Raw genomic sequence first — 11,827 nt, forward strand, 5'->3', positions numbered from 1 at the left:
GTCGATGCCGATGTTTAAATATCAAGCCAAAGACCGCCAAGGTAAGTTGCACCAAGGAGTGGTTGAAGCTATGAATCAAGCAGCTGCCGCGGATTCAATACTCAAGCGAGATTTTATCCCGATGAGTATTGTTGAAACCAAAGATAGCGGTGATGCGTTTGATGTTATGCAGTATTTTGATCCAAAGGTCGGGCTTGATGAGCAGATTGTTTTTTGCCGTCAGATGTACTCACTGCTTAAAGCTGGAATACCGATTATTCGAGCAATTGTTGGTTTGGCTGATACAACTACTCACAAACGTTTTTCAGAAGCGCTGAATGATTTAGCTAAACAGCTCGAGCAGGGGCGTAATTTATCCAGTGCGATGGCTAGTCATAAGAAAGTATTTAATCGCTTAATGATTTCATTGGTAGTGGTCGGCGAAAGCACCGGTAAGCTTGAGGATGCTTTTTTACAATTAGCCACTTACTTTGAACGTGAGCAAGAAACGCGTAAACGAATCAAATCAGCCATGCGTTACCCAACTTTTGTTATTTTGGCATTGGTTGCGGCGATGTTTATTTTAAATATTTTTGTCATTCCGACCTTTGCTGACATGTTTAGTAAATTCCATACTGAGTTACCGTTAATGACTCGTATTTTGATCAATACGTCAGACTTTTTTGTTGATTATTGGTTGTTACTGATTATCGCGATGGTGGTGAGCACTTTAGGTGTACGCAATTACATTCGCTCGGATGCGGGGCGCTTAAAATGGGATCGAATAAAACTAAAACTTCCGCTAGTTGGTTCAATTATTGAACGCTCTCTTTTAGCTCGTTACAGCCGAAGCTTCGCTATGATTTTAAAAGCGGGTGTTCCTATGACAACAGGGCTTACCTTAGTATCTGAGGCGGTTGATAATCGCTATATGGAAACAAAAGTCATCGAAATGCGTCGTGGCATTGAAAAAGGTGAAAGCTTACTTCGTGTTTCTCGCAATAGTGGCTTGTTTACTCAGTTAGTATTACAAATGGTTTCAGTTGGTGAAGAAACGGGTCAGGTGGATGAATTACTGCAAGAGTCGGCTGAGTTTTATGAGCGTGAAGTTGATTTCGATTTAAAAAGCCTCACAGCTAAAATTGAACCCATTCTGATTTCTGCCGTCGCCGTTATGGTGCTGGTGTTAGCTTTAGGTATTTTTACACCGATGTGGGACATGATGTCTGCCATCAAAGGGCGTTAGGATGAAATCCCGTGATTTTAACGACAAGCCAACATCGAATGGTAAACTGTATTACACGGTTATATTGCTGATTATCATTGCGTTTTTTTTTGGTATATTTGCTGAAAAAGTAACTTCTTTAATGGAGTCAATCGATGTGGTTAATCGAGACCGCTCCGTTGCAGAATTTCAACAAACAGTGAGTGCGATCCGCAGTAAATGGTTACAAAAACGACGTACAAACGTTACGTTGGACATTGTGGAAGGCTCGCAGTTAATAAAAAAGGGTTCTGTGAGCTTTCGTGTAAATGCACGAGGGCATGTGATTGGCCTGCAAAATGGAAGTAATTTTGATTGCCAGCAACTATGGAGCAGTGTGCAATCTCAGCCATGGAGTGCCTCTTTACATGCTGACACTATATTGATTAAAGAAGAAGTCGTAGGCTGTCGATACAAAGTAACTGAACAAGATTATTTAGTGTATGACAGCAAAAATGGGCAGGTTTATTTGTTACCAATACATTGAAAATAAGCTAGAATCTGCAATTAAGTAGCAATAAAAGTAATTTAAACTAATAACTTACAATAAGTAATTGAACTAAGCACAGTGTTTAAGTTAGATTTAACTAATAACTTTGTACCAGAATAAAAGGAATGTTATGAAAATAACGAAAAAACAAGCTGGTTTTACCCTGATAGAGTTAGTCATCGTGGTCATTATTCTTGGGTTATTAGCGGCAACTGCGCTACCTCGTTTTTTAGATGTAACTGAACAAGCAGAGGATGCATCCGTAGAGGGGATGGCTGGTGGATTTGCTGCTGCAGTTGGGTTAGTGCGTTCGCAGTGGGAATTAAATGGCCGCCCAAAAGGGACTGGCAATGCCGCTTTCATAACCTATGATACTGTCACCGTCGGCATCGATAATTCAATCGGTTACCCGACTACTGATAGTACAGGCACTGATACGCGTGCGAGTCAGATGGATGCGGCTAAATGCAAGCAAGTATTTGATATTATTTTACAAAGTACACCACCTAATACAACAAGTGCCGTTTTAACTGACATTCAGGATAATCGATACTTTGTCCGTGCGGATGGTGCAACGGATACCTGCCTTTATTATTTAAGCAGCTCAATCGATACCACCATTCCACCGAATGGCGCACTACCAGCTGCGGGTAATTTTAGAGGGTTTACTTACTTGCCTTCTACAGGTCAAGTAACAGTGTTTAATCAGTAATACATTAATATATTATTTTAATTAGAGGTCGTTATGAATAAGAAACAACAAGGTTTTACTTTGATCGAACTGATCATCGTGATTGTAATTTTAGGTATTTTAGCCGTGACGGCATCACCAAAATTTTTAGACTTGCAAGGTGATGCAAATGCATCGGCTATTCAAGGGGTTGATGGCTCAGTTAATGGCGCTATGAATATTATTTATGGTAAGTCTGTAATAGCTGGTATTCAGAAGGCTGCAACAAATTCTATTACGGTTAATGGTGATACAATCAACACTGTTTATGGATACCCTGCAGCAACAGCCGCGGGTATTATTGAAGCACTAGAAATCTCAGTTGCAGACTTAAGTGGTGCAGGAGTTGTAAACACTTCTGACTTTAATTTCAATGTTATTGCGGCTGGCGCTGTAATTTATGCAAATGGTTCTACTGCACCAGCTGCATTTGTAGCTGGTAATGGCACTGCGGGCGATACAAATGATGGCTGTTATGTTGGGTATGTAGCTGCGACAGTTACAGGAAGTGTTTATACGCCAGCTTCAACCGTTGTGAATACAGACGCTTGTTAATCTAATATGAAAGCTCGCGGTTTTTCTTTAGTTGAGCTGATCATTACGTTAGTTATTTTGGGCACACTGTCGGTGACGGTGCTGCCCAAATTTTTTGGCCCGAGTATATTTGATTCGTACACCGCTCGCGACCAAGGCCTCTCTATACTACGCACGATGCAATTACGTGCAATGCAAAATACAGGCGCGGCCTGTCACAAAATTATTATTACACCTGTGTTAATGGCGCCACCCGCTGTGGATACCTGTACCAATACTGCCGATAGTAATAATGCAGATTATTTAGTGCTTGCCTTAGATGCAAATCGCACTGATGTCCGTTTTTCCACCTTAGATACTAATAACACGAGCTTTTCTGTTATTGAGTTCGATAGTTTAGGCCGCACTAATGGTGTTCCTAATTGTGCTAATACATGCCGGATCGAAATGGGTGAAGCCGATATTTGTATCAATGTGGAGGGGGCTATTTATGGTTGTGAATAAAGTACGGTTCCACGTTAGGCAATCACCACAAAATGGCTTCACACTTATTGAGCTTATAATTGGCATTGTGATTTTATCAATCACGCTAACAATCATTACTGGGCTGCTAGCTCCACAAGCAAGACAAAGTGCCGATCCTGTTGTTCAAATCAGAGCAACAGCTCTGGGTCAGGCCTTAATGAATGAAATACTTGCAAAATCTTTTGATCAACAATCACAACGAAATGCACCATGGTTACGATGCGGTGAAGGGACATTGATATGTACGGTGCAATCTAGCTTTGGCCCTGATTGCCTTGATTCAAGTAAAACCCCTCCAGCTTGTTCAGGTTCAAGTCTTGAGAGTCGAGCAACATTTAATGATGTTGATGATTATCACAATTTAACACTCAACTCAGATGCTGAATTTGCGGCTTTTTTTAATCTTCCGACTGATTATTATAAAGGTTTTAGTATATCTGTATCGGTTGCTTATGATGATAATTATGACAATACAGGCAGCAGTAGTAGCAAAACAGCAAAGTTAATCACGATTGAGGTGTTAGCCAGTACTAACGAGCTGTATCAGTTCTCTGCGTATCGGGGGAATTATTAATGAATAAGGGTTTTACATTAGTTGAGCTCATTTTAGTGATTGTGATACTGGGCATTGTGTCGGTTGGCACTGTGCAGTACCTAAGTTTTGGTGCGCAAATTTATGCTGACAGCTCAGAACGTGATGAAGTGGTGTCTCAGGCTCGTTTTTTACTGACTCGTTTAAGTAAAGAGTTGCGTCATGCAACTCCAGGCTCTGTAAGGTTAAGTTGTACGAACCAGCCAGGTGATCTGTGTATTAGCTCGCAATGCTTAGAGTTTGTGCCCTTCTCAAGTAGTACGATTTATACTAATAATTTACCCATGGACACGACTCAGAGCGGCGTGATGACAGTCGTTGATGCAAAGCAAAGCCCGAATGTGAATGATTGGGCCAGTATTTATGCGCTAACAGCTGATGATGTATTTGACCTTACGCAGGGTAAGCGCCGAAGAATTACTCAAGTAATTGAAGGAACTGCGACAACAGAGCCGGATCAATGGCAGGTCGAATTGGGATTTAGCGCCAGCTCCCCAGCCAAGAGGGTGTATGTTTTATCAAGTAGTGGGCCAGTGTCGTTTTGTTTAGAAGATAAAAAGATATATCGCTATCAAGGATATGGTTTTAGCAGCACTCAGCCTGTTCCAAACACGGCTAATCACACTTTAAATGGCGTTCAAGGACAGTTTTTAGCCCAATTTATTCAAAATGCGTTGGCAATTAACCCTGTTTTTAAGTATGAGTCAGCGAGTTTGACTCGCAATTCGATCGTTAACCTGCAGATTGAAATGGGCTTTTCTGGTAGCGACTCAGTGTCATTTAATCATGAGATTCATTTACCCAATGTGCCATAATCAACAGATAGCAACAAAAAAGCGGCTTAATCGGCAAGGCGGGAGCATGTTGCTGACCGCTTTATTTGTCGCTATTTTAATGCTGGGCCTTGGGTTGGCAGTTGTGAAGATTATTTCAAGCTCAGCCAATAATAATGCCGTTGAGTATTATGGTGCACGTGCATTTTTGGCTGCGCAAAGTGGGTTGGAGCGAGGTTTGAGTGAGATGTTTCCCTTAGGGGGGGCACCTGGTACAGGAAATTGTCCAGTTACAACAAATTTTGATTTGATTTCACCCGCCTTAGCAAATTGCAACGTTGTATTAGCGTGCGAGCAAGTGGGGCCTGTACCAGATTTTAATCTAGCCCCTTCTGGAGGCGTATCTCAAGTGAGTGTCTATCGACTCACTAGCACAGCGACGTGTAAAGTGAATGATTGCGCACTTGGCCAAGCGTGTCGAAAAGATTTTTGGCAAACTCAAAGGAGTTTAAGTGTTGAAGCTAAAACGCTTAATTAATTGTGCGTTGGCGGTCATTTTTACAATGACTGGCATGCAAGCATTGGCTTTACCGCAATGTGATGCGTTATTCCCTGGTGGTCTTGCAACCTTTAATAATAGTACTATTCGGTTTGATGGTGCAGCCTCAATAAACTATCCCTCAAATGGTGAACTGATCACGTCTCAAATGACAAAATCACGTGGGCGACCGAAATGCCCATCTCCTACCAATTGTTTTGCCAGTGGTACAAATGCTATTACAACCGCTGAAGCGAGCACTATACCGAGCCAATTTAAAGCAGTGACAGGAACTAGTATTCCGAGTGTTTTAAATGGTGAATATTACTTTGATCAACAAATCCTCGATTTTTCAGCTGGGACAACGTATCAAGTAAACGGCCCCACAGAAATTTTTTTACGGTGGTCATTTAATTCCGCAACTAAAGCGCAATTAAGAGTGTTAACTACAAATATTAACTTTGCAGCGGGCGCGTATTTAGTCATTTATGTTGATGGAACGGTTATCACGGCAACATCGTCATATTTTAAAGGGTTTATCTACACAACTGGAGAAGCGCAGCTTGGCGCGTTATCAGTGATAGATGGCGGAGTAACAGCCGGTGCCGATATTACTGTTGGTGCAGGTTTTGAGGCAAATCAACTCTCGGTACCAAATCCAGTCCCTGGGATTTGTGGGAGTGCAATTGTGCACGGGGGAGGTGTCGCTAACGCTCATTACCCGCTTGATTTATGTTTTGATGTAACCAGTTCGACGGTTACTGATTTGATTAATGGTTATCTAGCACAAGCAACCAATATTGATGAAAATAGTAATGGAGTGATCCACTATAGTGCTGATTTGAGTGCTAATACAAGCAACGATTATCTAGCTTTTCAAGATGTTAGCATGCTACAGGGAAAAAGTAGCTTTGCGGTTTCTATGTGGCTCGATTATTCGAATACGCAAGCCTTACAGACAGTTTTATCGGCCACTAACCCAGCCAATGGCTCAGAATTTAAGATTGAATTACGGCAATGGCAAAGCTCTTTTTACCCGCAAGTGACTTTAAATGGGCAATCATATTGGTTTTTTAATCCACTGAGCTTAAGTGGCTGGCGGCATTTGGTTGTGTCTGTTGAGCAAGAAAATGTCTGTATTTATATCAATGGCACAATTTCTGAGTGTATCAATTTAACCGCAGGTGCGCTTTCAATCAGTCAAATGGTTTTAGGACAAACAATTTCCTCAAGCGGAGTTATAGGGGGGCAAAATTATATTGGTGTTATTGATGAAGTCGTTTTTTTTGATGGATCAGTATCTCTAGCAGAGGCTAAAGCGGTGTTTGATAACCAAAGTGCAGGCAAAAGCTACAATGGTAGTGCTGCGCATTTAGCTCCTGAATGTTTAATTGGTTGGTATCAGTTTGAAGATAACTTGAATGATTCATCCCAAGAGTTAATCAATAATTTAACTGGCACCGGTGCGTTAACCTATAGTCAAACAAATCCTGATCCTGCTTATACAGAGGCACCAGATAGCACTTGTAAATATTTAGAGTTGGATGGCAGTAGTTATGCTCGAGTTAACGATAGCAATGATTATAACCAAGAAAAATTGACCGTTAGTGCTTGGGTTTACCCGACTAGAGAGCAAAATGAATTACAAACATTGGTCTCAAAAGATGAGCACTTTGAGTTTCACCTTAATAATCAAGAGCGCTTGTATTGGTGGTGGACCAATAACAATCGGCAATCTCGCTCTTTAACTAGTAATATCTCGTTGAGTTTAAATACTTGGTCTCACGTGGCGGTCACATACCAAGCAGGTGCACAGCGTATGTATATAAACGGAAATTTGGTTGCATCGAGCAGTTGGTCGGATGGCTTATTTGACACACCGTGTGATTTTTATATTGGAATTGATACGGCGACAGCGGGTAGTACATCTTGTGGTGGTGTACTGAATAACCGCCGCTTCCAGGGTAAAATAGACGAAGTAAAAATATATGCCAGTGCATTAACGCAAGCAAAAGTGCAAGAAGACATGCGTAAAGTGCATGCCTGTAGTCTCAATCCGTCCATTGATCATTACCGTATAGAATTGGCCAGCACAACGGGACTCACGTGTGAAGCGACTAATGTTGTACTCAAAGCATGTGCAGATGCAACGTGTGCGACTCCATATGCAAATAATGTCACAGGCCAGATCGTGGCGACTCCCAATACAGAAGCCACTTGGGTACCATCAGATGCCTTTTCGTTTACAGGGCAGACAAACTTAGCGATCAATTATCTGCAACCGCAAAGTGTGGCGTATAGTTTAACGAACTTACAGCCAACATCGGCTGTACGTTGCTTTATTGCTGGTAGTGAAACATCGCAATGTGCCACTGAGTTTAAGGATTCAGGATTTAAGTTTGTGAACGGCACTGATAATAGCTTATTACCGAATCAAATTGCTGGGCATGATTTTACGAGTTATTTAAAAGCTGTTGAAAAAAATACCACGACAGGTGCTTGTCAGTCAGCAATGAGTGGGCCCGAGCAAGTGCAACTTAAAATATACTGTACGACACCAGGTGCATGCAGCAATGATAATGCGATGAACTTCCGAAGTAATGGTGTCAGTTTAAATGAGTCAACGTTTGTCACCGTTTCAGTTAATTTCGATCCTAGCAATAACGATTTGGCACTTCTTAATAATGTTTACCCTGATGCAGGTCGGATTAGCCTTGATGCACAAAAAACAGTTGCCAACGGTGCGGTATTACAGGGGACGTCAAATGAGTTTGTGGTGCGCCCAGATCGTTTTGAGTTTGGCTTTGAAGATGGACATGCGCCTTCAGATAACTCTTATGCAATCGATGCTGCCAGTTCAGTGTTTAAAAAAACCAATCAAGCATTCCCAGTGACTATTTCGGCAGTGAATAAAAACGGTGTAACCACACAAAACTTTCATTCATCCGAAATTAGTTCAAGTTCTCTGAGTCTGAATCATGATTTGCAGTTGCCTGTTGGTGGCGAAATCGGTGACTTTAGCCCTGATGCCACAGGAGTTGTATTTAATAATGGGGTCGCCGCATTTAATGCAACTTGGAGTGAGGTGGGCATAATCGGTTTAGAGACTGCCGTTGCCAGTGGCGGTTATTTAGGGCATGTAGATACGATAATTGGGGAGGTTGACCATATCGGGCGTTTTGTTCCCGCAGCGTTTTATCTTGATACGAGTTCAGTGATTTTGCCACCAATGTGCAATAGCGGTTTCACTTATTTAGAACAACCTTTTAGGGCGGCGTTTAAACTTAAAGCGCTCAGTGATGAGACTAATAATATCACGGTCACTAAAAATTACAGCGGTGCACTAGCCAAAGCTGATATTGCAATGAAACTTGAAAACAATGAGCCTACGCCTCGCTATAAAGCTCATGATGATTTTAAAGATAGCAGTAATGTAAACCGTTTAGAAGATAAAGCAAATCAAGGTAACTGGGTTGCTGGTGAATATCAGTTAGATGAAAATGATTTTGTACTCAAGCGAGATTCAGCCGCCGATGGCCCATTTAAAGCTGTGCAGTTTGTTATCACAGCTCAAGATAATGAATCCTCAACGTTTACTGAACTAAAAGATTTAAATGAAAATTACGAGGAAAATGATTTAGCCCAACCATGCAATCTTAATATACCTAGCACCTGCAATAGCGTGAGATTAAACCCGAGTCCAATAGAGTTCAAATATGGTCGCTATGTCTTGCTCGATACCTATGGCTCAGCCTTTAATGCTATACAAGTGCCGCTTAAAGCTGAGTATTGGGATGAGAATCAGTGGAAGTTGAATGCAGTTGATAGCTGTAGCACTTATCAACAGGGATTAGTGCAGATTTCTCCAAATTCTCCTGCGCTGTCGTTTTCGTTACAAGGTGGTGCTGGGCCACTAACCTTGAGTTCAGGCGAATACCAATTAGGCGAGGGAATTATCGCCAATCCTTTCTCACAAGAGCAAGGGGGCGTGTTTATTTTAGAATATGTCAGCCCGCCTGCTTGGCTGCAGTATGACTGGCTAGGTGATAATTCTCAGCTTAACCCGCGAAGCCAAATTCAGTTTGGACGATACCGAGGAAATGATAGAGTGATTTATTGGCGTGAAACTAATTAAATGTCGTGGTATAACTACACGCTAGCTAAAATTAATTGAAAAATTGAACAATGCTTGTATTTTGCCTTGCAACTCCATAGCATAAAGGGCAATTTAGAATAAAAAACAATAAGAACCAAAAATCGGCCGTTTTGGGAATGGAATGTATGCGACTAGCTCCTTTATCTATATTAATATCAATCAGTTTATTTGCGTTAAATGCTCAAGCTCAAGATGGAAATACCGTCTCTAGTATCGAATCTGATATCTCTATTAAGCAAACTGAGTTTGACAACTTTACAGATGTACTTGAAAAGCACTTAAAAGAAGAGAGTCAATTGCAGCAGCAATTGGACTTGCTAAGAGCCCGTTCTAGTAAGCTTGATAAGGAGAAAAATCAAGCGCTTGATGCAATGAACGATATGTACCGTCGCATGATTGAAGACCCTTCTATCGATATTGGCGAAGCCAAAACCCGCTATCAAGAAGCAATAGGGCAACATAAACAAAATAAAGATGATATTGCACTGCAGCTGTCAGCGATAGCTTCCCACCGTAAAGAAATAGAAAAAATCAGAGTGTCCAAGCATGCTTTATTAAATGTCCTTGAGGGTTTAAAAGAGCAGCGCAATACCGCAAGAATCGAGCGTTTACGCAACGAGTTTACACGTGAAGGAACCGTGGAAGTCACTCATACGGTCAACTGTAAGCGCACAGAGACACTCGCTACGTGTGAGCAACGAGGCCAGCACTTAGGGTTACAAAAAGCTACAAAACGGTTTATGGATCAAATTTTCGCCAATTTAAGCGAGATTAGAACGGTTGAACCAAAACGAAATATGGCCGGTGCGCAAGCGCAAGTATTAAGTAGTCATGTCGTGTCGAGTGAGTTTAGTGGACAAGGCAATTATAATGTTAATTTAAGTGTTGCCATGCGCGGCGCGGTTAATAATGGCCGTTTATGCCAACTATTAAACTTAGACAACCGTTTCTGCGGTGAGTTTGGCGGCGCGTCTTTGACCAATACTTACCAGCAAACGGTCGGACAAACATATTCAGTGCCCGTAGTAAGTTTCAGTGACATGCCTGTGGAAGCATCACAAGAAAGCTACACTCAACCTCAAGTGTCAGTGCTAGCTAAACCAGAGCAATCGCTTCGTCATGAGCTAACACTACGTTCTAACGTATTTGATGATGAAGTATTCATCGATGGTGTGAGCTATGGCTCGACTAAGCTACAAGTCGAATTACCTCAAGGTTTGCATGACGTCGAAATCCGTAAAGTGGGTTATCAACCATTTCGCCAAACAGTCAATCTGCGTAGTACCCGAACTATTCGCGCCAATCTGCGTAAAGAATCTTCAGAACTCACACAAATCGTTGCCGCCCCAGCAGTATTAAATACCACGACTGACACTTCCTCTGACATGGTGGTGATCCCAGCTGGTGAGTTTGAAATGGGTGATTTAACCGGAAATGGCTTAGCCAATGAGCTGCCGGTAGCAAACAAAATCCTCAGTGATTCGTTTGTTATACATAAAAAAGAAGTCACAGTTGGGCAGTATCAAACATTTGTCTCTGAGTCGAATTACACCACTGAAGCAGAAACTGGAAAAGGCTGTGCCTACTACCTAAATGGTGAGCCTGTTTGGGAGCCGGGTTTAAACTGGAAAAGCCCAGGTTATGAACAAAGTGATGATTTTCCAGTTGTATGCCTCACGTATAATGATGCTAAAGCATTTGCTGATTGGTTAACCTCTAAAACAGGCCAGCAGTATCGCTTACCTACAGAAGTTGAATGGGAATATGCAGCCCGTGCAGGTTCAAGCAGTGATTATGCTTGGGGGAATGACATTGGTAGTAATTTAGCTAATTGTGGCTGGTGTGGCAGTGCTTGGTCGAATCAAAGTGCGGCTCCAGTTGGGTCTTTTCAGCCAAATGAATACGGCCTTTACGATATGGTCGGTAATGTCTGGGAATGGACACAGAAAACAGCAGCACAATCAGATGTTGCAGTTCGAGGAGGTGCGTGGAACTTTGCACCAAGCTTAGCTCGCTCATCAACCCGCCTTATTTTGTCCACTGATTTTAGAGCCAATTATATTGGCTTTAGGCTAGTCAGAGAACGATAAAAGACGGGAGGCTAAGCCTCCCGTTTCTTTTTGTCGCGATTCAGTGCTCATATTTCAAAAAAATAGTGCTAACTTGGTAGTAATTCTTGCTGATTTAAAGAGTCGTTGGTAGAGTTAGCGCAGACACTAAGAACAAGAAAATACAAGGATTAGCCA

General features: G+C 41.9%; 10 protein-coding genes. All 10 read left to right on the forward strand.

Annotated features, from left to right (window positions below; translation table 11 throughout):
• The first annotated feature begins 4 nt into the window (after positions 1-4).
• Entirely contained in the window at positions 5-1,225 is a 1,221-nt protein-coding gene (locus tag PULV_RS15605) for a type II secretion system F family protein (RefSeq protein WP_086744058.1), read from the forward strand.
• Between the two features lies 1 nt (position 1,226).
• Entirely contained in the window at positions 1,227-1,730 is a 504-nt protein-coding gene (locus PULV_RS15610; RefSeq protein WP_086744059.1) for a hypothetical protein, read from the forward strand.
• Between the two features lie 139 nt (positions 1,731-1,869).
• The gene (locus PULV_RS15615; protein ID WP_086744483.1) at positions 1,870-2,445 is read left to right on the forward strand and encodes a type II secretion system protein; all 576 of its coding nucleotides are present in this window, start codon (positions 1,870-1,872) and stop codon (positions 2,443-2,445) included.
• A 33-nt stretch (positions 2,446-2,478) separates the two neighbouring features.
• The gene (locus PULV_RS22100) at positions 2,479-3,018 is read left to right on the forward strand and encodes a prepilin-type N-terminal cleavage/methylation domain-containing protein (RefSeq protein ID WP_086744060.1); all 540 of its coding nucleotides are present in this window, start codon (positions 2,479-2,481) and stop codon (positions 3,016-3,018) included.
• Between the two features lie 6 nt (positions 3,019-3,024).
• A complete protein-coding gene (locus PULV_RS15625) occupies positions 3,025-3,501 on the forward strand; it encodes a type II secretion system protein (RefSeq protein WP_086744061.1) in 477 nt (158 codons plus the stop codon).
• Positions 3,488-4,096 carry a prepilin-type N-terminal cleavage/methylation domain-containing protein gene (locus PULV_RS15630; RefSeq protein WP_086744062.1) on the forward strand — a complete coding sequence of 203 codons (609 nt, stop codon included), beginning with the start codon at positions 3,488-3,490 and terminating at the stop codon, positions 4,094-4,096. Before PULV_RS15625 ends, PULV_RS15630 begins: the two co-directional genes overlap by 14 nt.
• On the forward strand, positions 4,096-4,929 hold the full coding sequence (locus PULV_RS15635) for a PilW family protein (RefSeq protein WP_086744063.1): 834 nt from the start codon (positions 4,096-4,098) through the stop codon (positions 4,927-4,929). Before PULV_RS15630 ends, PULV_RS15635 begins: the two co-directional genes overlap by 1 nt.
• A gap of 46 nt (positions 4,930-4,975) precedes the next feature.
• Positions 4,976-5,425, forward strand: a complete 450-nt coding sequence (locus PULV_RS15640; protein ID WP_227009425.1) for an agglutinin biogenesis protein MshP — start codon at positions 4,976-4,978, stop codon at positions 5,423-5,425.
• Positions 5,400-9,560: a DUF6701 domain-containing protein gene (locus PULV_RS15645; protein ID WP_193332205.1), complete on the forward strand. Its 4,161-nt coding sequence runs from the start codon at positions 5,400-5,402 to the stop codon at positions 9,558-9,560. Before PULV_RS15640 ends, PULV_RS15645 begins: the two co-directional genes overlap by 26 nt.
• A gap of 146 nt (positions 9,561-9,706) precedes the next feature.
• Complete coding sequence (locus PULV_RS15650) at positions 9,707-11,671, forward strand: SUMF1/EgtB/PvdO family nonheme iron enzyme (RefSeq protein ID WP_193332206.1); 1,965 nt, start codon at positions 9,707-9,709, stop codon at positions 11,669-11,671.
• The last annotated feature ends 156 nt before the right edge of the window (positions 11,672-11,827 follow it).

It is taken from the genome of Pseudoalteromonas ulvae UL12, assembly GCF_014925405.1.
Taxonomy (GTDB): domain Bacteria; phylum Pseudomonadota; class Gammaproteobacteria; order Enterobacterales; family Alteromonadaceae; genus Pseudoalteromonas; species Pseudoalteromonas ulvae.

Coding starts and splice junctions, on each gene's coding strand:
- PULV_RS15605 (WP_086744058.1), top strand. CDS start 5: ATGCCGATGTTTAAATATCAAGCCAAAGACCGCCAAGGTAAGTTGCAC.
- PULV_RS15610 (WP_086744059.1), top strand. CDS start 1,227: ATGAAATCCCGTGATTTTAACGACAAGCCAACATCGAATGGTAAACTG.
- PULV_RS22100 (WP_086744060.1), top strand. CDS start 2,479: ATGAATAAGAAACAACAAGGTTTTACTTTGATCGAACTGATCATCGTG.
- PULV_RS15625 (WP_086744061.1), top strand. CDS start 3,025: ATGAAAGCTCGCGGTTTTTCTTTAGTTGAGCTGATCATTACGTTAGTT.
- PULV_RS15630 (WP_086744062.1), top strand. CDS start 3,488: ATGGTTGTGAATAAAGTACGGTTCCACGTTAGGCAATCACCACAAAAT.
- PULV_RS15635 (WP_086744063.1), top strand. CDS start 4,096: ATGAATAAGGGTTTTACATTAGTTGAGCTCATTTTAGTGATTGTGATA.
- PULV_RS15640 (WP_227009425.1), top strand. CDS start 4,976: ATGTTGCTGACCGCTTTATTTGTCGCTATTTTAATGCTGGGCCTTGGG.
- PULV_RS15650 (WP_193332206.1), top strand. CDS start 9,707: ATGCGACTAGCTCCTTTATCTATATTAATATCAATCAGTTTATTTGCG.